This is a genomic window from Nonomuraea sp. NPDC052634, assembly GCF_040678535.1.
Taxonomy (GTDB): domain Bacteria; phylum Actinomycetota; class Actinomycetes; order Streptosporangiales; family Streptosporangiaceae; genus Nonomuraea; species Nonomuraea fastidiosa.
Window position 1 is genome coordinate 276009 of sequence record NZ_JBFATY010000005.1, and the last position, 21752, is coordinate 297760.

A 21752-nucleotide genomic window follows, 5' to 3' on the forward strand; every position below is an offset into this window, starting at 1 on the left:
GATGATCACGCTGACCACCGACAACTACGAGGAGCGGGTGCTCAAGAGCGACGAGCCGGTGCTGGTCGAGTTCTGGGCCGAGTGGTGCGGGCCGTGCCGGATGGTGGGTCCCGTACTGGAGCAGATCGAGGCCGAGCACGGGCTGACCGTCGGCAAGCTCAACACCGACGAGAACCCCGAGATCATGACCCGCTACGGCGTCATGGCCGTGCCGACGATGCTGCTGTTCGAGGGCGGAGAGCCCGTCAAGCAGATCGTGGGCGCCAAGCCGAAGCGCCTGCTGGAGGCGGAGCTGGGCCTGTCCTGAGGCGATCGGCCGAGCCGGTCCTGCCCCGGGCCGGAACGACTGCCGGAGGCCGAGCTGGGCCTGTCCTGATCGGCCTCATCAGCCGGCGCGCCGCGCCGGTCGCGGTTACGGGCGGGACGGGTGGGATTGTCGGTGCCTGGCGCTAGCCTGCTCCTCATGGCCAAGACTGCCCAGAAGCCCGGATACCGCTGCACCGAGTGCGGCTGGCGCACCCCCAAGTGGGTGGGCAGGTGCGGTGAGTGCCAGGCGTGGGGCACGGTCGACGAAGAGGGCGCCCGCGCCGGCGCCACCGTCGTGCAGGCCGGTGCCACCACCGCTCCCGCCCTGCCCATCGGCCAGGTCAAGGCCGAGGTGGCGACGGCCCGCACCACCGGCGTGGGCGAGCTCGACCGGGTGCTCGGCGGCGGCCTGGTGCCAGGCGCCGTGGTGCTGCTGGCCGGCGAGCCCGGCATCGGCAAGTCCACGCTGCTGCTCGAGGCCGCCGCCCGTATCGCCGAGCGCACCACCGTCCTCTACGTCACGGGCGAGGAGTCCGCGGCCCAGGTGCGGCTGCGGGCCGACCGCATCGGCGCGATCCAAGAAAACCTTTACCTCGCCGCAGAGACCGAGCTGTCGGCCCTGATCACCCACGTGGAGAAGGTGCAGCCGCGGCTGCTGGTCGTCGACTCCGTCCAGACCATCGGCACCAGCCAGGCCACGGGCGTGCCCGGCGGGGTCACGCAGGTGCGCGAGGTGGCCGCCAACCTCGTGCGGCTGGCCAAGGAGCGCAACATGGCGACGCTCATCGTCGGCCACGTCACCAAAGAGGGCTCCATCGCCGGTCCGCGCACCCTTGAGCACCTCGTCGACGTCGTGCTCAACTTCGAGGGCGACCGCCACTCCCGGCTGCGCATGGTCCGCGCGATCAAAAACCGCTTCGGCCCCACCGACGAGGTCGGCTGCTTCGACCTCCACGAGCGCGGCATCGAGGGCATCACCGACCCGAGCGGGCTGTTCGTCTCCCGGCGCAGCGAGCCGGTGCCCGGCACGTGCGTCACCGTCACCGTCGAGGGCACCCGTCCGCTGCCCGCCGAGGTGCAGGCGCTGGTCGCGCGCACCGAGGCCCAGCAGCCCCGCCGCACCTCGTCCGGCCTCGACCCCTATCGCGTCCAGATGATCCTGGCGGTGCTGGAGCGCCGGCTCAACGCCCGGCTCGGCGGCTGCGACGTCTTCACCGCCACCGTGGGCGGCATCAGGCTGGCCGATCCCGCCGTCGACCTGTCGGTCATGCTGGCCGTCGCCAGCGCGGCCGGCGACAAGCCGCTGCCCTCCGGTCTGGTGGCGCTCGGCGAGGTCGGGCTCGCGGGCGAGCTGCGTCCGGTGAAAGACGTTCGCAGGCGGCTGGGTGAAGCGGCCAGACTGGGATTCAAGAGGGCACTCGTTCCCGCCGGATCGCTCGACGAGGGCGGGCGAAAGCGCGGCGGCCAGCGCGCATTGGTGCCGGTCGGGCCGGTCGCGTTCGCTCCCGGGTTCGAGGTGGTGCAGGCGGAGAACGTTTGGGACGCACTCACACACGTCACGTGAGCGCGGCTAAGCTGAGGTGACCGATCGACACGGGGGTCAGGTGGATAGGAGTCTTGACGACCGCCGTCGCGAAGCGCTGGCCGCTGTAGCGCCGGGCACTCCTCTGCGCGACGGCCTCGAACGCATCCTGCGCGGGCAGACCGGCGGGCTGATAGTCCTCGGCTACAACCGCACCGTCGAATCGCTCTGCAGCGGCGGTTTCGAGCTCGACGTCGAATTCTCGGCCACCCGGCTGCGCGAGCTCGCCAAGATGGACGGCGCCATCGTGGTGAGCGACGACCAGAAGATCGTCCGCGCCGCCGTCCACCTCGTTCCCGACCCGTCCATCCCCACCGACGAGTCCGGCACCCGCCACCGCACCGCCCAGCGCGTCGCCAGGCAGACCGGCCTGCCGATCATCGCGATCAGCAAGTCGATGCGGATCATCGCCCTCTACCTCGACGGCATCCGCTACGTGCTCGAAGAGTCGGCCGCGATCCTGTCCAAGGCCAACCAGGCGCTGGCCACGCTCGAGCGCTACAAGCACCGGCTCGACGAGGTCTCCGGCACGTTGTCGGCCCTGGAGATCGAAGACCTGGTGACGGTGCGCGACGTCGCGGCCGTGGCACAGCGGCTCGAAATGGTCCGCCGCATCTCCGACGAGATCAAGGGCTACGTCGTCGAGCTCGGCACCGACGGCCGGCTCCTCTCGCTCCAGCTCGACGAGCTGGTGGCCGGCGTCGACTCCGAGCGCGAGCTGGTCATCCGCGACTACCTCCCCGCCCCGGCCGGCCGCCGCCAGCGCCGCCTGCAGGAGGCCATGCACGACCTCGACCACTTGTCGGGCTCCGAGCTGCTCGACCTGTCGGCGGTGGCGCGCGTGCTCGGCCACAGCGGCAGCGACCAGCTCGAAAGCCCGGTCAGCCCGCGCGGTTTCCGCCTGCTGGCCAAGGTCCCCCGGCTGCCCGCCGTCGTCGTCGACCGCCTGGTCAACCACTTCGGCAGCCTGCAGAAGCTGCTGGCGGCCAGCATCGACGACCTCCAGGCCGTCGGCGGCGTCGGCGAGTCCCGCGCCCGCAGCGTCCGCGAGGGCCTCTCCCGCCTCGCCGAATCCTCCATCCTCGAACGCTACGTCTGACGCGATTCCTCCGTCCTCGAACACCACGTCTGACGCCGAACCCGCCATCCGCGAACGCTATGTCTGACGCCGAGCCCGCCATCCGCGAACGCTATGTCTGACGCCGGACCCTCCATCCTCGAACACCACGTCTGACGCCAGACCCTCCATCCTCGAACGCCACGTCTTACCCTCCGGCTCCGCGCCTCCTCGGGTGACGTGGTTTCCCACCCGGCCGCCAAGCAGCGCCCCCTTTCTCCGTCTCACGTGAGCCTTGTCGCCCGGCAGCGCCCACCAGCGCACCGAATCTCCGACCGGGCTCCCCGCCAAAGCGCACAGCCCCTCGCGCCGGACCCAGGCCACCCACCACGACGCGAAAGCGCCCCACTGCGCCCAGGCACCCACTCTCGCGAGCTCCAACAGCCTCCTGCTCCCGGCGGCCGGACCGCACGGCTACTCCCGGCGACCGGAGCGCACGGCTACTCCGGCCGGGCCGCACGGTGAATGACTTATTTCACATCGGGGGATTTCTCGCGTCCCATGTCGAGACCGGCCGACCCGCTCCGACCCCTTGGTGACAACGACCACTGAAGGGAAACGGAAACCATGCGGAAGATCCTGTTCTGGGTGCACACCTCCATCGACCGCCACATCGAGGGCCCCGGTGGCGAGTTCGACTGGGCGATGATGGGCGAGGAGCTGTCGGCGTACTCCAACGAGCTCTGCGCGCGGGCCGGAGCCTTCCTGTACGGCCGAGGCGTCTGGGAGATCATGGTCGGCTACTGGCCGAACGCCGAAGCCCTGTCCGACGACCCGCACGACCTGACGTTCGCCCCCGTCTGGCGCAAGACGCCCAAGATCGTCGTCTCGACCACCCTGGAGCACGACGAGTGGGCCGCCGAAGTGATCCGCACCGACCCTGCCGAGCGCATCGCCGAGCTCAAGCGGCAGCCCGGCGCCGACATCCTGCTGATGGGCGGCGCGGGCCTGGCAGGCACGCTGACCCGGCACGGACTCATCGACGAGTACCACATCGCCGTGCACCCCGTGGTGCTGGGCGGCGGCCGCCCGCTGTTCCCGAACGGCACCGACCGGCTGGGGCTGCGGCTGGTGGAGTCGCGGGTCTGCGACAAGGGCGTGGTGGTGACCCGCTACGACCGCCCGTGACCCCAGCGGTGCTCGTGGTCAGCGCAGGTGGAAGACGCCCTTGTGGCTGCGCAGCCTGCCCATCCGCGCGATGGCCACGTACGTGCCGGGCAGCGCGGCGGGCGGCTCGGCCCGGCAGTCGGAGCTGGACCGCCGCCGGTTCCACTCCAGCATGCGCACGTACGGCACCCCGCGCCGCAACTGCTTGATCTCCGTGCCCTCGCCGCTCACGCAGTCGGCCGTCGACCAGATGCGGTCCGTCCCGGAGGTGATCCGGATCTCCATGGACCGGGGGCCGACGTCGGCCGTGCACATGACCGGCCCCGTGTTCACCAGCGTGACCAGGAAGGACGGCCGGGCGTCGCCGCTGTAGATCGGCTCCTTACCGCTGCCCTGGAGGCTGAGCACCAGATCCTTGTCCGAGCACGGCTCACCTGGTCGCCTCCGTTCGGAGGGCGACGCCTTGGGGCTGGCCGTCGGCGTGGGCGACGGGCTGGCGGTGCCCATGGCGAGCGTACGCAGGCCCGCGAGCAGCGGGTCGACGGTCGGCGTGGGGCTGACGCTCGGTGACGACTGAGCGCTGGACTCACGTTCCGGCCCGCTGCCGCCGCTTGAGCATGCCCACGCCACCACGGCCACCACGACGAGCACCGCGATCAGCACGCTCATCCGGCGCCGCCAGTAGATGTCACCGCCGTCGCCACGCATAGTATCCGGGTCCATACGCCAAGGATGGTGAGAGAGCGACCACGTTCGGTGACGACACGCCGACGGCCTTAATCTCCGAATACGCTTGACCGCGTGGTTGAGCCGAACCTCCTGCACGCCCCCGTTCTGGACTGGTACGAGGACAACGCCCGAGACCTCCCGTGGCGCGCCCCCGACGCGACCCCGTGGGGAGTGCTGGTCAGCGAGATCATGCTCCAGCAGACGCCGGTCGTCCGTGTCCTGCCGGTCTGGCACGAGTGGATGGAACGCTGGCCCACCCCCAAGGCGCTGGCCGCCGAGCAGCCGGGCGAGGCCGTACGCCACTGGGGCCGGCTCGGCTACCCGCGCCGGGCGCTGCGCCTGCACGCCTGCGCCCGCGCCATCACCGAGGAGCACGGCGGCGAGGTGCCCTCAGACCACGACACGCTGCTGTCGCTGCCCGGCATCGGCGAGTACACCGCGGCGGCCGTGGCCAGCTTCGCCTTCGGCGGTCGTCACGCGGTGCTCGACACGAACGTGCGGCGGGTGTTCGCGCGGGCGATCCGCGGCGAGGAATACCCGCCGGCCGCAACCTCCGCCGCCGAACGCCGCCTCGCCGAGAGCCTGCTGCCCGAACTGGGCGCGCCCCGCTGGGGTGTGGCCGTGATGGAGCTGGGCGCGCTGGTGTGCACGGCCCGCTCCCCTCGCTGCGCCGACTGCCCGATCACCTCGCTGTGCGCCTGGCGTCTCGCGGGCAAGCCGCCGCACGAGGGCCCGGCCCGCAAGGGCCAGACGTACGCCGGCACCGACCGCCAGTGCCGCGGCCGCCTCCTCGCCGTGCTGCGCGAGGCCCACGGCCCGGTGCCCAAGTCGGCGCTCGACGTGGTGTGGGACGACGCCGTCCAGCGCGAACGCGCACTCGACGGCCTCATCGCCGACGGCCTGGCCGAGGTGCTGGACGACGGTACCTACCGCCTGCCCACCTGACGATTCCACCAAGGGAAGCTCACCGGGCGAACCGGACCCACAGTTCGGCCTCCCCCGCACCTCCTGGCAGGCCGATCAGGAGAGTTCACCGGGCGAACCGGCTCACCTGCCCCACAGGGGGACGATGCGCTCGTCGTCCTTAGGCGCGAGGTGGCAGGCGTCGGGCTCCGACGTACCACCAGGGTTGCAGACCTTCGCCCCACCCGCGCCTCCACCCGCCAGAACGCCGCCTCCGCCTGCCCCTGCGCGGGCGAGGCGAGCGTGGTCATCACGCCGTTCGGCGTCTCGGCCCGGCGCGCCTCTTTCGCCGTCACAACGCTCACCGCGCTCCCCCTCACGCGATCCACGGCGGAACGCCGTACTCGTCACCGCTGCCGTCGGCCGCGAGCGCCCGCGCCCCGGCGGGCGCCGTCACGACGGCGCTGTAGCCCGTTTCGGGGTCGGCCAGCACCCGCCGCACGGTATGCGCCGGCATGACGACCGTGTCCCCTGCGCCGACCGTGTACGTCTCTCCGCCCAGCTCCACGGTCGCCGCCCCGGCGATCCAGCTCCACACCTGCTCGCGGTCGAAGTCGTGCACCGGCCCCACGGCTCCCGGGTGCGCGTCGACCCGCCACATCGCCCGTGACGCCCCGCCCTGCGTCGGCGAGGCGAACGTCGTCATCACCCCGCCCGGAGTCTCCGACCGGCGCTGTCTATCGTGTCAAGCTCCGGCTTCGAACTGCCCCTGCGCCTGCTGCTCGCGTTCCGAATGATCATCGACGAGCTGCACGCCGAGAAGATCGTCCGCCTCACGCCGCGCGGGGCCGACGCGCTCACCCGTTCCGCCCGCATCTTCGGCACCCTGCGCGCCCGCTGGGCCGCCGAGCTGGGCGAGGACCGCCTGCAGGCCCTGGAGGCGGACCTTCGCACCATGACCCCCGCGAACCCGTGGCGCCTCGACACCCCGGGCTGGTTCGGCAACCTCTGACCGCCCCGGCACGCAAAAAGCCCGGCCGGCGAAAGAAGCACCGGCCGGGCCTTTGCAGATCGAGCCGCTCAGGCGGCCAGCTGCAGCCCCAGGGCGGTCAGGTTCGTACGCGCCCAGTCCAGCTCCTCGGCCAGCAGCGACACCAGCGCACCAGGCCCCTTGGCGCGGCCCGGCACGGTGAGGTTGTGGGTCTCCACTTCGATGTGAGCGCTGCCGCTCACCGCCCCCGACAGCATGGCGGTCAGCGTGTCGTGCAGCACGGCCCCGGTGCTGGGCGTCTCGCCCGTGTGGTTGTGGACGTGACCGAGCTTCACCACAGGCGCGCCCGCCTCGGCCAGCCCCTTGAGCGCCTGGCCCGGCTCCTCGGCCCCGCAGGCGAGGTGGCAGGCGTCCAGGCACACGCCCAAGTGTTCGGAGTCGATGCCGCCGACCCGTTCGAGCGCCTGCTCGGTGGTCTCCAGCACGCACCCAGGCCAGGGCTCGAAGCCGACCCTGATCGTCTTGCCGGTCGTGCTGTAGATGCCGCGCAGCTCGCGGGCCAGCCGCTCCAGGCGGCGGGTGGCGATGGCGTGCAGGTCGGCGGGCCAGTCGCGGCGCCATCCGATGGGGATGGTGGAGATGCTGCCGAACTGCACGTCCTCCGGCAGCAGGAACGCCAGAATCCTGGCCAGCGCCATCGTGTAGCGGTAGCGCTCGGGCTTGGCCCAGTCGGGGCCGGGCACCTCCTGGTTGCGGCCGCCGGTGCCGTTGAGGCTCACGACCTCAAGGCCGCGCTCCTCCAGGGAGCGGCGCAGCCGTACGAGCTCGATCCGGTCGGCGATGAGGTGGTCGGCGACGCTCGGGGACAGCCACAACCCGATGCCCATGCGCTCAACGCCCAGCCGCTTGCGCACCGGGACCGCGTAACGGGTGAGGTGCGCGATGAGGTTCTCCAGGTCCTCAGCGGGGTGGACGCCTGCGTTGTAGGCGAGGTGAACGAGCGTTCCGTCATCGTGACGCAGGCGCATCGGTTTCCTCCACGGCTTGCTTGTTGTGTCCCGTCGCCCGCCTCGTTGCGTGCGAGCCAGGTGAGCATGTTGCCTGTCTGCGGGTCGTATGCGCGTCCGCCCTGAGTCGATCGTCCGCTACTCCGCTGGGAGCAGCCTCAGCTCGGGATAACGCTCTTGTGGCTCACTTGGTGAGACTTGGCGATGCTCTACGCAGTGTAGTACTACTTCCGGTGGTGGCATACCCGGCCACCCAACAATTACGCAACGGTCATCACAAACCGGGATCATTCACCGTGAAGACCGCCTGTGGCCGCCTCGGAGCGCCCGGGGAACCTCCCACCCGCCCTGACCTTAGGACAAACGCCGAAAGCCTCCCAAACATCCCCTCAGCGCCTCACAAGCCCCCACTGGGCCACCACCCGGACAGAAAGCCGGAAGAGGTATTGCGCTGGGCCACATGAACATCGCATCGTGTGATCAGGGCCGCCTGGTCCGGGACCCCTCCCAAACCTCCGCACCGACAATGGCGGTGATCCGAGCAGGGCCGTGAGCCGTTCGTACGAGAAAGGCGCCACGATGGATCCGAGACCGGCGAGTGCCCATGACCTTCCACCTGAATCTGGGCCGACCTCCGACCCCTTGGCCGTGGCGCTCGGGAACGCCTCGCTGCTGGGCGTCGGATACCTGATGATGCGGCGGCGCGGGCTGGCATTCGGCTCCGTGGCGGTCACGATCGCGCTCGTCGTCGTGCTGGCCCTGGTCGCGCGGGTCACCTGGTTCGAGTACGTGGTGCTGCTGTGGTGGGTCCTCGTCACCGCCCACGGCTGGTGGCTGGCGAGCAGGGGCTTACAACGCGAGAACCCCGAGGAGAAGCGACGGCAACGGCTCGTCGGGCTGGCCGCGGCCCTCGTCGTCCTGCTGGCCGCCGGCTACCTGCGGTTGGACGCCTACCGTATCCACCAGGAGGCCGCGGCGGCCCACCGTGACGGCGACTGCACACGAGCCCTGTCGGCTCTGGCAGGGCTTTGGGCCGGGCACCGGGTGGCCGACTCCCCGCTGACCGCCCGGGCCGAGAACGAGGGCGCGGCCTGCGAGCTGCTGGTGACCGCCGAGCGGCAGGCTTCGACCGATCGGCTGCTGGCCGCCCGTACGCTCGAGACTTACCACGCGCACCCGGGCGCGCTGTGGCAGGGCGTGGACGGACGCAGGGCCGACCTCTTCCTCGCGCAGGCCGCCGGCGACCTGAACACCGCCCTGACCGGCGACACCAAGGCCCTGGAGTCGGGCTTCGGCCACCTGTCGCAGGCGCTCAAAGAGGCCGCCGGCCAGGAGGCGAAGGCAGGCAAGGTCCTGGACGACTTCCTGAAGGCCCTGCCGACCAAGGACGCCTGCGAGACCAAGACGATCACCGACTGGCTCGGTGAACGGCCTTCCGATGGCGGGGTGCTGGCCCGCGCCGCCGAGATCGTCCCGAAGGTCGCGCCCGCTGCGATCGTCGAATGCGGTGACGCCCTGGCGAAGGACAAGAAGTGGAAGAAGGCCAAGGCGCAGTACGAGCAGCTCCTCAAGCAGTACCCCAAGGACGACCTCGCATCCAGGGCCAAGGACGGCAGGAAGCGGGCCGGCCTGGAGATCGAGCTGGCGAACGTCCGCAAGCTGCTCAAGGGCGGCAAGCCCAAGTACTGCAGCAGGCCCGCGCCCTACTCCGGCGCGAAGCCGTACCGGGGCAGGGGGCCGCACCGCGCGATCCTGATCGGCAACAGCGGCCACAGGAAGAAGCTGCCCTCCTCGTGGGTGACCAAGGACCCCGCGAAGGCCGTCCTGGTGATCTGCGCCGGCGAGACCACGTACGGCTCTTCGGTCAGAACCTGCCCGTACAGGTCCACCACCAGCTTGACCGCTTTCAGCCCCAGCTACGTGACGTTCAAGAAGCGGAAGGTCCCCGTACGCGTCTACGAGCTGCGCACCGGCAAGCGCGTCGGCCCGCGCAGCGTGCAGATCGGCGGCTCCGCCTGCCCGCGCCGCATCCACTACACCTACTGGGGCGGCATCGACACCGGCCCGCCCAGCGAGATGTACGTCAAGTCCTCGAAGTCGGACATCCGCGCCGCCTACGGAAAGCTGATCCGCCCGTGACGTGACGCGGGCACCCGGCATGGACGCCACAAGGGCGCGGGCAGGCGGACCCGCACCCCACACCACCCGCGACACCCGGCCGCCCAGCAGGCGGGCCGGCGCTCCCCTGGAAAGCGGGTCTGGCGAGCTCGTCCCGGACGGCCTGGCCCCGCGGAGCGTCCCGCAGTCCCGGTCCCGTGCACGCCATAAGGCTGCTCAAGCACGCTCGTGCCCAGCGGCGAGGCCCAAGCCCCCGGGAGGCGGCGGCCCGCAGCGCGCCCTCAAGAAGCTCCCCAGCGGCGCGCCGACGCCGTCCCTGTCGAAGAACCGAGCGCCCCCGCACAGCCACCCGCGAAAAGACCCCAGGCACGCGGAAGCCCCCGTGCGAGCGACTCACACGGGGGCTTCCGGTTCAGCCCCTAAGGAAGGGACGTCAGTTCTGGATCGGAGCTGCGATCGCGGCGGCCGAGTCCGGGATCTTCGAGGCGGTCTCGCCCTTGAAGACGAACTTGGCGTCGTCGCCCTCGCCCTCGACCGTCACCTTCACGACCTGGCCGGGCCGGAGCTCGCCGTACAGGATCTTCTCCGACAGCGAGTCCTCCAGCTCGCGCTGGATCGTACGGCGCAGCGGCCGGGCGCCCATGACCGGGTCGTAGCCGCGGTCGGCGAGCAGCTGCTTGGCCTCGGGCGAGACCTCGAGCCCCATGTCGCGGTCCTTCAGCCTGGCGTCGACCTGGGCGAGCATCAGATCCACGATCTGGATGATCTCGACCGGCGTGAGCTGGTGGAAGACCACGATGTCGTCGACACGGTTGAGGAACTCGGGCCGGAAGTGCTGCTTGAGCTCCTCCTGGACCTTCGCCTTCATCCGCTCGTAGTTGGACTCGGTGTCGTTGGACTTCGCGAACCCGACCCCGATGCCCTTGGAGATGTCGCGGGTGCCGAGGTTGGTGGTCATGATGATGACCGTGTTCTTGAAGTCGACCACCCGGCCCTGGGCGTCGGTCAGGCGACCGTCTTCCAGGATCTGCAGCAGCGAGTTGAAGATGTCGGGGTGGGCCTTCTCGATCTCGTCGAACAGGACCACGGAGAACGGCTTGCGCCGCACCTTCTCGGTGAGCTGACCGCCCTCCTCGTAGCCGACGTAGCCGGGAGGCGAGCCGAACAGCCGGGAGACGGTGTGCTTCTCCATGAACTCCGACATGTCCAGGCTGATCAGCGCGTCTTCGTCGCCGAAGAGGAACTCCGCGAGCGCCTTGGACAGCTCGGTCTTACCGACGCCGGACGGGCCGGCGAAGATGAACGAACCGCCGGGACGGCGCGGGTCCTTCAGCCCGGCGCGGGTGCGCCGGATGGAGCGCGACAGGCCCTTGATGGCGTCGTCCTGGCCGATGATCCGCTTGTGGAGCTCGTCCTCCATGCGGAGCAGGCGCTGCGACTCCTCCTCGGTCAGCTTGAAGACCGGGATGCCGGTGGCGGTCGCCAGGACCTCGGCGATGAGCTCCTGGGTGACCTCGGCGACGACGTCCATGTCGCCGGCCTTCCACTCCTTCTCCCGCCGCTCGCGCTTGAGCTGGAGCTGCTTCTCCTGGTCGCGGAGTGCAGCGGCCTTCTCGAAGTCCTGCGCGTCGATCGCGGACTCCTTGTCGCGGCGGACGTTGGCGATCTTCTCGTCGTACTCGCGCAGGTCCGGCGGCGCGGTCATCCTGCGGATGCGCATGCGGGAGCCGGCCTCGTCGATGAGGTCGATCGCCTTGTCGGGCAGGTAGCGGTCGCTGATGTAGCGGTCGGCCAGCTGCGCGGCGGCCACCAGCGCGTCGTCGGTGATGGACACGCGGTGGTGTGCCTCGTAGCGGTCGCGCAGACCCTTGAGGATCTCGATCGTGTGGCTGAGCGACGGCTCGGCCACCTGGATCGGCTGGAAGCGCCGCTCGAGTGCCGCGTCCTTCTCCAAGTACTTGCGGTACTCATCGAGCGTGGTCGCGCCGATCGTCTGCAGCTCGCCGCGGGCCAGCATCGGCTTGAGGATGCTGGCGGCGTCGATCGCGCCCTCGGCGGCGCCCGCACCCACGAGCGTGTGCAGCTCGTCGATGAACAGGATGATGTCGCCGCGCGTGCGAATCTCCTTCAGCACCTTCTTCAGGCGCTCTTCGAAGTCACCGCGGTAGCGGGAGCCGGCGACCAGGGCGCCGAGGTCAAGCGTGTAGAGCTGCTTGTCCTTCAGCGTCTCGGGCACCTCGCCCCTGACGATCTTCTGCGACAGGCCCTCGACGACGGCGGTCTTGCCGACGCCGGGCTCGCCAATGAGAACGGGGTTGTTCTTGGTCCTCCTGGAGAGGACCTGCATGACCCGCTCGATCTCCTTCTCGCGGCCGATGACCGGATCCAGCTTGCCCTCGCGGGCGGCCTGGGTCAGGTTACGGCCGAACTGGTCGAGCACCAGGGACGTGGACGGGGCCGACTCCTGGGGGCCGCCCGCCGCGGCCGGCTCCTTGCCCTGGTAACCGTGGAGCAACTGGATGACCTGCTGCCGGACACGGTTGAGATCAGCTCCAAGCTTGACCAGCACCTGGGCGGCCACACCCTCACCCTCGCGGATGAGCCCGAGCAGGATGTGCTCGGTGCCGATGTAGTTGTGACCCAGCTGCAAAGCCTCACGGAGCGACAGCTCGAGGACCTTCTTGGCCCGCGGGGTGAACGGAATGTGCCCCGACGGAGCCGACTGGCCCTGGCCGATGATCTCCTCGACCTGCTGGCGCACACCCTCAAGGCTGATGCCCAGGCTCTCGAGAGCCTTGGCGGCCACGCCCTCACCTTCATGGATCAAACCAAGAAGAATGTGCTCAGTGCCGATGTAGTTGTGGTTGAGCATCCTGGCCTCTTCCTGGGCCAAGACGACAACACGCCTCGCTCGGTCGGTGAACCTCTCGAACATCTCGTCGCTCCTCACAGAGCGGTCAGTCAGGCCGGTAAATCCGGTCCCGTCCTCCCGCATGCTAGCCCTGGCTCGGCGAACCGTGCCCTCTGCCGCTGACACGCTCTATAGCAGACACGTTCCCCGAGAGCAGGGCGTTCACCCTCCATCCAACTACTGATCGGGGGTGACGTGTTCCCGCTACGCCGCAAGCGAACGATGTTTAAGCCGTCTCTCAGGAACGACTGGAATTGCCACTCGCGGCGCATGCGGATCACACACGCATCTGGCCGCCGGACGCCTCGTACGACGCGGCGTTGGGGACGCCACTTCGCCCGCGCATCAGCACTGATGCAACGTCCGTATCTGTTACGTAATCATCGTATGTCGTGATGCGAGGCTTGGCCAAGCGAGCCCGTTACGCATCGAACACGATCAACCACAGTGCGCGCACCGCGCTCCCGGAAGGCCCGTACCGTCGGTAATCGGTATTCCGCCATCCGATCAGGACGGTTACCGAACCCATCCCGCATGATGAGACGCGCTCGGCGGTTGATGCGATGCATTCTCTCGTGATCCTTGCACACACACGTGCACGGCAATCGGAAACGAACTGCTCGCGAGATGGCCGCATTGCGGGGGGATGCAGGGGAACCGGCATTGCGCGAGCCTTGCTCATAGTCGCGTCATATGCCCGGGAGGGGCGCGGGAGCGGGATATCGGGATGCCCGCGCATCCGTACGCTTCGTGTTTACGGCCGCGTACGGTAACCGTGGATCACGCTTTTACACTACAGCGCGTGAAGAGTTCAGCGGCCGGCTTAACCGGCGGCCCGGGATTTGCGCCGCACCAGCGGGGGCACGGCCGGCGAACGGCAATGTGGGCGGCCGCCCCGCGGCGTACACGGAGCGTACGCTGAAAGCGGCACGGCCGCCCCACACGGCTTTCGGCGCGCGCTCGCCCGCATATCGCGGCCCCGGCGCGGAAACGCGCCGGGGATGGCCAAGGAACGCGCGTGCCCATTACGCCCGGATATGGGCGCCTTACGCGATCATCATCCACCGAAGTCCGGATTCGTGGACGCCGGGGATACGATCATGCGCTTATGGCGGTCGCCGGGGTCCAAGGCGAACATCATAAGCGCATGGTCGGCTGTCGCTCTGTTAGAGAGCGGCGTCAGTGCGCGGCCTCGTACTTCTCCACGACGGTGGAGGCGATGCGGCCGCGCTCGCTGACGGGCAGGCCGTGGGCCTTGGCCCACTGACGGATCTCCGAGCTCTTCTCCCGGCTCATGGCCCGGCTGCCGCTGCGCCCGCGACGACGCGTGGTGGCCGAGCCCGCCCTGCGCGCGTGCTGCACGAAAGGCGATAGAGCGTCCCTCAGCTTCTTCGCGTTAAGGTCGCTGAGGTCAATCTCATAGGACGAGCCGTCAATAGCGAAGCTGACCGTCTCATTGGCCTCGCCCCCATCGAGGTCATCGATGAGAATCTCCTGGATCTGCTTGGCCATGTACGCAATCCTTTCGCGGAGCATTGTTTCATTCGCCTGCCCAAACATATACCCGGAAAGGCGTGGAGACAATTCAGCGCTACGGGGATTCGGCTGACTGGCCGATCAGTTCTGGCCCTCGGGCTGATCCTCGCGGTTTCGGCGGCCCCCCAGAGCCTCGGAGCGGACCAACTTCACTACGCCAAAGATGAAGGCGCCCGCCACCACCGCCGGGGGGATGAGCGCTGACAATACCTCTGTTAGGGCTTCCATTCGTCCTTCGCCTCCACGGCTAGCGGGGTTTCGGGGGCGCTTAAAGCGTCCGGTGCGTCACCTCGAGAGCCCGGCTCCTCATGACGCACGGTGCGATGCCACCCGCAACCGACCATAGCGGCACACAGATGCCCTGCGTGTCGCAGGGGCGCCAACATCCGGCAACCCGGACGCCCCATAGCCTAATGCCAGTCTCTCCAGGCTCCTTACCGGATCAAGCGAAAATTTTACGAAAAGACATCGCCCCTGGTACACAAGGCTCAGCGAAGATCTTTTACTACCCGCGTTCCAGCAGCTCTGTCGTGCGGGCCCCGCTCCAGCGGCTTGTCCATGAGGATGAGCAGCCCCACGCCGAAGAGCAGCATTCCGGTCAGCAGATTGACCACGGGAATGCCCATGAGCATCAGCGGGGCGGGATAGACCAGCGACCGTTTCAGCAGCTTACGGGCCGGCCGGCGGGCCGGCTCCAGGCGAATGCGCATGATCGCCTTGCCGAACGTACGCCCGCGCCGTGAATGGGCCCACCAGTCGTAAGCGGCATAACCCAGCCCGGCCACCGCCCAGCCTGCCACTCCGGGCAGCCGACCGCCGAACATCTCCGACATCCCGACAGTCCGCAAGATGGCCCACAGCGCAATGAACAGAATGTAATAGAAGACCCCGAAGACGAGCGCTTCAATGAGCCGGGCGGCCAGGCGTTCCCACCATTCAGCGGGAGGTGCGTCCGGTACCTGCGGTGTCCCGGCCATATCTCCCACCTCACGTCTTCGCGGAGCACGGGGGGCCCTCACCATTTTCTCCGGGGTCTGCGGACATAACACAAGGGCCGGCGCGGAGCCGGCCCTTGTGACGCCTGTGAGGACTTCTGAGGGGTCTACCTGACCTTGACGACCACGGTCTTGGCGAACTTGTCGGCGAACGTCTGCTGCAGCGGCTTGTCCCAGAGCTGGGACGCGCCGTTGAGCCCGTAGGCGACCAGCGTGATCAGCCATCCGACGAAGGGCACCCAGTAGAAGATGTAGCCGCCCACCGTCATCGCCGAGCGCTTGAGCGCGGGGCCGGTCGGCACGCCGTCGGGCTGGAGCTGCCCGCCGACCTGGACGACCTTGATGCCGAGCGCCATCTTGCCGAGCGTCTGACCCTTCATCCTGGTCAGCTGGAAGTCGTACAGGGTGTAGATCAAGGTGATGAGGACCGCGGAGACCACCGTGTACAGCAGCGCCGAGGCCAGCCCGCTCGCGACGCCCGTGATCGAGCTGTACGAGGGATACAGCGGCGTCAGCAGCAGCGACACCACGACGATCACGACACCGAAGACCACACCGTCGATGAGCCTGGCGAGCAGTCGCTGCCACCACTCCGCCAGCGGCGCCGGCGCGCCCGGAGGCTGCACCCCGATCGGCTGGCGGTAGGGCTGACCGTAACCGGGCTGCCCGTAGCCCTGCTGCCCGTACGGCTGCGGCTGGCCGTAGCCCTGCTGCCCGTACTGCTGCTGAGCGTCGTAGCCCTGCTGACCGTACCCGGGCTGCGCGTAGCCCGGCTGGGACGGCTGCTGCTGCCCGTAGCCCTGCTGGCCGTACTGCTGCTGGGCGTCGTAGCCCTGCTGACCGTAGCCGGGCTGCGACTGGGGCTGCTGCCCGTACTGCTGCTGGGCGTCGTAGCCCTGACCGTAACCAGGCTGGGACTGCGGCTGCTGACCGTACCCGGGCTGAGACGGGGGCTGCTGTCCATAGCCGGGCTGGGACTGCGGCTGCTGGCCGTAGCCCTGCTGGCCGTACTGCTGCTGGGCGTCGTAGCCCTGCTGGCCGTAGCCCGGCTGCGACTGGGGCTGCTGCCCGTACGGCGCCTGCTGGTCGTAGCCCTGCTGGCCGGAGGGGGCCTGCTGGCCGTAGCCGGGCTGGGACTGCGGCTGCTGCCCGTAAGCCTGCTGCTGGGGGTCGTAGCCCTGCTGGGGGTAGCCCTGCTGGCCGTAGCCCGGCTGCGGCTGCTGGCCGTAGCCCGGCTGGCCGTAAGGGGGTTGCTGCTGGCCATAGGGGGGCTGCTGCTGGCCGTATCCCGGCTGGGACGGCTGCTGCTGGCCATAGCCGTACTGCTGTTGTCCGTACTGGGGCTGCTGCCCGTAGGCGTCGTCCGCCCGGTAGCCGACCACAGTCGCGTCCGGGTCGGGCGCGCCGGGGTGGCGGCCCGCGTTCTGCGGCCCGTAAGGGGTGCCGGGTGCAGAATTCTCGCCGGATTCGTCCTGTGGATACGGCGGCTGTCCGGTGCTCACCGTGTCACCTCGCTTCAAGTGCGCATGTGGCACGTGTCAGGACACATGCCTGTGCTGCCCAACGTATCGACATAGGTATCAACAATCACCTTTCCGTATGGTCAGGGTCCGCGTCACCCGATGTCAGATGGAGCAGCATGCGGGTGTTGCCCAGGGTGTTCGGTTTGACGTGTTCGAGATCGAGAAACTCCGCCACACCCTCGTCGTACGAGGCCAGCAGTTCGGCGTACACCTCGGGTGAGACCGGCGTGCCCTGAATCTGGCGAAAGCCGAGCCGGGCGAAGAAGTCGACCTCAAAAGTCAGACAGAATACACGCCTCAGACCCAGATCCTTCGCCTGCTGTATGAGCGCCGAGACGATCCGACGGCCGACGCCCATGCCCCGGCACTCCGGATCCACGGCCACCGTCCGGACCTCGGCGAGGTCCTCCCAGAGCACGTGGAGCGCGCCGCAGCCGACGACCTGCCCGCCCCGTTCGGCCACCCAGAACTCCTGTACGTCCTCGTACAGGGTGACGGTGGCCTTCTTCAGGAGCCGCGGGCCCGCTCCCGCGTAGGTGTCCACAAGCCTCCTGATGGCCCGCACATCGGGTGTGCGGGCACGCCGGACCACCACCGCGGTCTCGGCTGCTGTCAGTTCGGCCACCTGCTCCATGGCCCTCCAGGGTACAGATGTCATTACGGCTCGGCCGTAACTCCCACGTCTCGCCCCATGCTGTAACAACTCGTGCTCATCCGAGCACGCGCTCCGAGCAGGCGTGCAGCCCATCCGAAGTTGCGCCAAATCCGGCATAAAACCGGTTCTGTACGGCCAGGCACGAGATCACCTTGTGACCCTTCGGTTGTGAAACCTCAACAGAGTCGGCAGTTCTGGTTGAGCACGAACCCGGAGTGCATTAGTGTCCAGCGACGATGTTCCCCGCGTGTCGCGCGCGGGCGACACGCCTAATCCTCCGCAGGGAGGAGCCGGGGAACCGCCGGTGGCGCCCCCAACGCCACCCGGGGTGAATCCGCACCACCGGTAGGGCTGCTCCGGCCCGAACCCGTCAGCTAACCCGGCAGGCGCCGATGGAAGGAGCTGGTTGGTGAAGCGTACGCGCGAGCGTGAGAGGACGACGGCGGGCAAGCACGCCCGCCCTCCGAAACGCGCCGCACGGCGGTCCCGCCTGCTCGGTGTAATAAGTGTCACACTCGCGGCGTTCATGGCCGCGACCCCCGTCGGCTCGGCATCCGCCGACCCCAAGCCCTCGCTTCAAGACCTGGCCAAGCAGGTCGAGAAGATGCACACCGAGATCGAGCAGCTGACCGAGCAGTACAACGGCCAGCGGGAGAAGCTCAAGAGCGCCAAGAGGGCCGCTGAGGCCGCGAAGAAGACCCTGGCCGCCAGTGAGGCCGATCTCGCCGCCAAGCGCGCCAAAGCGGCCGCCTTGGCCGAGAACGCCTACATCACCGGCGGGCTCAGCCGCATCCTGGCCTTCGCCACCTCCGACGACCCCGACACGTTCCTCGACCGCGCCGCCACCACGTACGTGCTGGAGCAGCAGCAGGGCGAGGCCGTCAACCAGGTCACCAGGGCCCGGCAGGCCGCGGAGCGCGCCAGGGCGAGCGCCAAGACCCGCATCGACGAGGTCCAGAAGCTGATCTCCGACCTCGGCGCCAAGCGCGACAAGATCACCAAGCTGGTCGCCAAGGTCGAGAGCAACCTCTTCCGCCGGGCGCTCGGCGAGGCGGGCCGGCCCGGCACCCGTGCCCAGCGCGTCGACCTGCCCATCCCGGGCAGCGGCAAGGCCGCCCAGGCCGCGAGGTGGGCGCTGACGCAGCAGCTCAAGCCGTACGTCTGGGGCGCCGACGGCCCCAACTCCTATGACTGCAGCGGCCTGGTCATGGCGGCCTACCAGCAGGTCGGCATCTCGCTGCCGCACTACACCGGCAGCCAGTGGACGGCCGGACGGCACATCGACCGCTCTGAGCTGCGGGCCGGCGACCTCGTGTTCTTCTACAGCGACCTGCACCACGTGGGCATCTACCTCGGCGGCGGCATGATGATCCACGCCCCGCGCACCGGCGACGTCGTCCGTATCGCCTCCATCGCGAACAGGCCCTACGCCGGCGCGGTCCGCATCGCCGACTGATCCGCCGCCAATGAGCGCCCGTCGCCCGGCCCTGACCGCCGGGCTTGATCGGCGCGGCTAGATCAGCTGGCGGCGGGCCGCCCAGGCCACGGCCTCGATCGCCGTGGCGACGCCGATGCGGTCGCAGATGACCCGCAACCGCCGTCGTACGGTGCGGCCGCTGATGTCCAGCCGCCTGCCGACCCTGTCGACCGTGACCCCTTTGGCCAGCTCCGCCAGCAACGCGAGATCGGCGTGGCTGAGTTGAACATCCTCAGTGAGCACTTCCATCGGGAGCCCTCCCCCCCAACAGCGCAGAACGTGGGCCTCTCGACCGGACCCAGGTTGCTCCTCGCAGACCGTAAACGCATCTCGGAAAGGTCGTCAAGCAATGACGTCTTCCATACTTGACCAGCACTATTGACATGATCCGAAATATGTGACGCCCTGACGATAAAGCGCTACAGATCGGTGTCTCCTGAGCGGTCTCGCGAGCCTCACCCCCTTCGGGAAACAACGGCTCAGGCGGCCGTCGATCTTCGGGAATCGATCCGTTCGATGGTGAATATCAGCGTGATCCGTACGCGCGTTACCGCGAGCCGAGCGCACGCGGACCGCTCTTCCGCATGTGCGGGGGACGGCTCGCCGAGCGCCGCCGCTCAGTGACGCCGCGCCCCCTGACCTCAGGGTGATGCTGAGTGAAAGATCCCCAGGTCAGCGACTCGAATCGGTCCTCCGGCCCGGCCCACCCGGCCGCAGCGGGCTGCGCGTGCCGGTGAGCCGGCCCTCCACCCCGCGCATGCAGGAGCGGCTCAGGCAGCACAGCGAGACGCCGATCGAGGCGCCGCCCGAGTAGCGCGACCGCAGGGCGGAGCCGGCCTGTCCGCCGCCCGTCATGGTGATCAGCCGGTCGTCCGGCGCGCTCATGCGGCGGGACCAGCTGAAGCGAGGTGGCGGACCGCGGACTTGACCCGGTGCTTACAGACGATCAGTTGTCGGAAACCGGACGGGCCAGAATGGCGTTCGACGGCTACTACCGGGGACCGGCGGTGCAGGCCCCGGAGGCGCGCTCCTGAGCGCTCCAACGCGCATTCCAGAGCGGCCCGGGCAGATTTCGGTCGAGAAGGCGCCGAGTGGGGGACGGCGGCCGCACCGTAAAAGCGCGGGGCGGCGGCGCCGACGTGTGGCCGCGCCGCCGCCCCGCAGAATGCTCAGTGAGTGGGCTTGACCAGCGGGAACAGGATGGTCTCGCGGATGTTCTTGCCGGTGAACGCCATGATCATCCGGTCGATGCCCGCGCCCATGCCACCGGTCGGCGGCATCGCGTACTCGAGCGCCTGCAGGAAGTCCTCGTCGAGCTGCATGGCCTCGGGGTCGCCACCGGCGGCCAGCAGCGACTGCTCGACCAGGCGGCGCCGCTGCTCGATCGGGTCGATCAGCTCGGAGTAGGCGGTGCCCAGCTCGGTGCCGAACCCGATGAGGTCCCACTTCTCCGTCAGCAGCGGGTTGTCGCGGTGCTGGCGGGTCAGCGGCGAGGTCTCCAGCGGGTAGTCCATGACGAACGTCGGCTGCACCAGCGTGTGCTCGACCAGCGCCTCGAACAGCTCCTGCACGAGCTTGCCCGGACCCCACTTCGGATCCCAGTGGACCTCGCGGCGGTCGGCGATCTTGCGCAGCTCCTCAAGGGAGGTGGAGGTGGTGATCTCCTCGCCCACGGCCTCCGACACCGCACCGTACAGGGTGATGCGCGGCCACTCCTTGAGGCCGAGGTCGATCTCGACGCCGTCGTGCACGACCACCGTGGTGCCCAGCGCGGCCACGACGGCCTTCTGGTACATGCGCTGGGTCAGGTCGGCCATGTCGTTGTAGTCGAGGTAGGTGCCGTACGCCTCGAGCATCGTGAACTCGGGGTTGTGCGTCGAGTCGGCGCCCTCGTTGCGGAAGTTGCGGTTGATCTCGAAGACCTTCTCGATGCCGCCCACCACAAGACGCTTGAGATAGAGCTCGATCGCGATGCGAAGGTAGAGCTCCATGTTGTAGGCGTTGATGTGGGTCTTGAACGGCCGGGCCGCCGCGCCGCCGTGGATCGGCTGCAGCATCGGCGTCTCGACCTCGAGGTAGCCCTCCTCGTGCCAGAAGTCGCGCACCGCGCGCACAGTGGCGCTGCGGATGCGCGCCATCTTCCTGGCCTCGTCGTTGACGATGAGATCGACGTAACGCTGGCGGACCCGCGCCTCGGGGTCGGTGAGGCCGATGTGCTTCTCCGGCAGCGGGCGCAGGCACTTGGCGGTGATCTGCCAGGAGTCGGCGAGGATGGACAGCTCGCCTCTGCGCGAGGTGATGACCTCACCGATCACGCCGACGTGGTCGCCCAGGTCGACGTCGCGCTTCCACTTGGCCAGCGACTCCTCGCCCACCTTGTCGAGCGAGATCATGACCTGCAGATCGCCGCTGCCGTCGCGCAGGGTGGCGAAGCAGAGCTTGCCTCCCACGCGGCTGAGCATGACGCGCCCCGCGACCGCGACCTTGTCACCGGTCGAGGTGTCGGGCTCCAGGCCCTGGTATTTCTCCCTGACCTCGGCGTTGGTCGCCGTACGTGGGAAGTTCACCGGGTAAGGGTCGACGCCCTCGCTGCGAAGGCGGTCGAGCTTCTCCCTCCGGATGCGCATCTGCTCGGGAAGTTCGTCGCTCACACCATCAAAGGGTAGGGGATATGGCGAACTGAAAGGCTCGTCGGCCTGATGTAGATCCTCTGCAAGTGCTGGTCGGCGCACTGTAGATCCTCTGCAAGAGCCCTGCTTTACATCTTTCTTACGAGCTCAGGGGGGAGCCGGTAG

General features: G+C 68.8%; 19 protein-coding genes and 1 riboswitch. Of the genes, 8 read left to right on the forward strand and 11 right to left on the reverse strand.

The window, feature by feature from the left end; all coding sequences use genetic code 11:
• Position 1: 1 nt before the first annotated feature.
• The 4 genes from trxA (at position 2) to AB0K67_RS23715 (ending at position 4133) form a co-directional block, all read left to right on the forward strand.
• Positions 2 to 307: a thioredoxin gene (gene trxA / locus AB0K67_RS23700; RefSeq protein WP_364063945.1), complete on the forward strand. Its 306-nt coding sequence runs from the start codon at positions 2 to 4 to the stop codon at positions 305 to 307.
• Positions 308 to 463: 156 nt separating this feature from the next.
• Positions 464 to 1870, forward strand: coding sequence for a DNA repair protein RadA (gene radA, locus AB0K67_RS23705; RefSeq protein WP_364063947.1), 1407 nt, complete (start codon positions 464 to 466; stop codon positions 1868 to 1870).
• A 40-nt stretch (positions 1871 to 1910) separates the two neighbouring features.
• Entirely contained in the window at positions 1911 to 2987 is a 1077-nt protein-coding gene (gene disA, locus AB0K67_RS23710) for a DNA integrity scanning diadenylate cyclase DisA (RefSeq protein WP_364063950.1), read from the forward strand.
• A gap of 585 nt (positions 2988 to 3572) precedes the next feature.
• Positions 3573 to 4133, forward strand: coding sequence for a dihydrofolate reductase family protein (locus tag AB0K67_RS23715; RefSeq protein ID WP_364063953.1), 561 nt, complete (start codon positions 3573 to 3575; stop codon positions 4131 to 4133).
• An 18-nt stretch (positions 4134 to 4151) separates the two neighbouring features.
• Here AB0K67_RS23715 and AB0K67_RS23720 read toward each other — a convergent pair whose 3' ends face one another.
• Positions 4152 to 4835, reverse strand: a complete 684-nt coding sequence (locus AB0K67_RS23720; RefSeq protein WP_364063956.1) for a hypothetical protein — start codon at positions 4833 to 4835, stop codon at positions 4152 to 4154.
• A gap of 78 nt (positions 4836 to 4913) precedes the next feature.
• Here AB0K67_RS23720 and AB0K67_RS23725 point away from each other — a divergent pair, with 78 nt between their 5' ends.
• Entirely contained in the window at positions 4914 to 5786 is an 873-nt protein-coding gene (locus tag AB0K67_RS23725) for an A/G-specific adenine glycosylase (protein ID WP_364063958.1), read from the forward strand.
• Between the two features lie 334 nt (positions 5787 to 6120).
• Here AB0K67_RS23725 and AB0K67_RS23730 read toward each other — a convergent pair whose 3' ends face one another.
• Positions 6121 to 6450, reverse strand: a complete 330-nt coding sequence (locus tag AB0K67_RS23730; RefSeq protein ID WP_364063960.1) for a cupin domain-containing protein — start codon at positions 6448 to 6450, stop codon at positions 6121 to 6123.
• Positions 6451 to 6486: 36 nt separating this feature from the next.
• On the opposite strand from AB0K67_RS23730, the gene AB0K67_RS23735 reads away from it, so the two are divergent.
• Positions 6487 to 6756 carry a hypothetical protein gene (locus AB0K67_RS23735; RefSeq protein WP_364063963.1) on the forward strand — a complete coding sequence of 90 codons (270 nt, stop codon included), beginning with the start codon at positions 6487 to 6489 and terminating at the stop codon, positions 6754 to 6756.
• 68 nt (positions 6757 to 6824) lie between these two features.
• Here AB0K67_RS23735 and AB0K67_RS23740 read toward each other — a convergent pair whose 3' ends face one another.
• Entirely contained in the window at positions 6825 to 7763 is a 939-nt protein-coding gene (locus AB0K67_RS23740) for a TIM barrel protein (RefSeq protein ID WP_364063966.1), read from the reverse strand.
• A 627-nt stretch (positions 7764 to 8390) separates the two neighbouring features.
• Here AB0K67_RS23740 and AB0K67_RS23745 point away from each other — a divergent pair.
• A complete protein-coding gene (locus AB0K67_RS23745) occupies positions 8391 to 9881 on the forward strand; it encodes a hypothetical protein (protein WP_364063969.1) in 1491 nt (496 codons plus the stop codon).
• A 412-nt stretch (positions 9882 to 10293) separates the two neighbouring features.
• Here the strand turns inward: AB0K67_RS23745 and AB0K67_RS23750 are convergent, their stop codons facing one another.
• From AB0K67_RS23750 to AB0K67_RS23770, 5 genes are all read right to left on the reverse strand, one after another.
• Positions 10294 to 12795 (reverse strand): ATP-dependent Clp protease ATP-binding subunit, encoded by a 2502-nt coding sequence (locus tag AB0K67_RS23750; RefSeq protein ID WP_364063972.1) that lies wholly within the window; start codon positions 12793 to 12795, stop codon positions 10294 to 10296.
• Positions 12796 to 13950: 1155 nt separating this feature from the next.
• On the reverse strand, positions 13951 to 14283 hold the full coding sequence (locus AB0K67_RS23755) for an Lsr2 family protein (protein WP_364063975.1): 333 nt from the start codon (positions 14281 to 14283) through the stop codon (positions 13951 to 13953).
• Positions 14284 to 14795: 512 nt separating this feature from the next.
• Positions 14796 to 15284 (reverse strand): RDD family protein, encoded by a 489-nt coding sequence (locus AB0K67_RS23760; protein ID WP_364063977.1) that lies wholly within the window; start codon positions 15282 to 15284, stop codon positions 14796 to 14798.
• Positions 15285 to 15409: 125 nt separating this feature from the next.
• Positions 15410 to 16804, reverse strand: a complete 1395-nt coding sequence (locus tag AB0K67_RS23765) for an RDD family protein (protein ID WP_364063979.1) — start codon at positions 16802 to 16804, stop codon at positions 15410 to 15412.
• A gap of 85 nt (positions 16805 to 16889) precedes the next feature.
• Positions 16890 to 17459, reverse strand: coding sequence for an amino-acid N-acetyltransferase (locus tag AB0K67_RS23770; protein WP_364063981.1), 570 nt, complete (start codon positions 17457 to 17459; stop codon positions 16890 to 16892).
• Positions 17460 to 17736: 277 nt separating this feature from the next.
• Positions 17737 to 17884, forward strand: a riboswitch (cyclic di-AMP (ydaO/yuaA leader).
• Between the two features lie 122 nt (positions 17885 to 18006).
• On the opposite strand from AB0K67_RS23770, the gene AB0K67_RS23775 reads away from it, so the two are divergent.
• Positions 18007 to 18936 (forward strand): C40 family peptidase, encoded by a 930-nt coding sequence (locus tag AB0K67_RS23775; protein WP_364063984.1) that lies wholly within the window; start codon positions 18007 to 18009, stop codon positions 18934 to 18936.
• Positions 18937 to 18993: 57 nt separating this feature from the next.
• On the opposite strand, the gene AB0K67_RS23780 is transcribed toward AB0K67_RS23775, so the two are convergent.
• The 3 genes from AB0K67_RS23780 to lysX all read right to left on the reverse strand — a co-directional run bounded on the left by AB0K67_RS23780 (position 18994) and on the right by lysX (position 21608).
• Entirely contained in the window at positions 18994 to 19206 is a 213-nt protein-coding gene (locus AB0K67_RS23780; protein ID WP_364063986.1) for a LuxR C-terminal-related transcriptional regulator, read from the reverse strand.
• A 423-nt stretch (positions 19207 to 19629) separates the two neighbouring features.
• Positions 19630 to 19842 (reverse strand): hypothetical protein, encoded by a 213-nt coding sequence (locus AB0K67_RS23785; protein WP_364063989.1) that lies wholly within the window; start codon positions 19840 to 19842, stop codon positions 19630 to 19632.
• 284 nt (positions 19843 to 20126) lie between these two features.
• Positions 20127 to 21608 (reverse strand): bifunctional lysylphosphatidylglycerol synthetase/lysine--tRNA ligase LysX, encoded by a 1482-nt coding sequence (gene lysX / locus AB0K67_RS23790; protein ID WP_364063992.1) that lies wholly within the window; start codon positions 21606 to 21608, stop codon positions 20127 to 20129.
• Positions 21609 to 21752 lie beyond the last annotated feature (144 nt).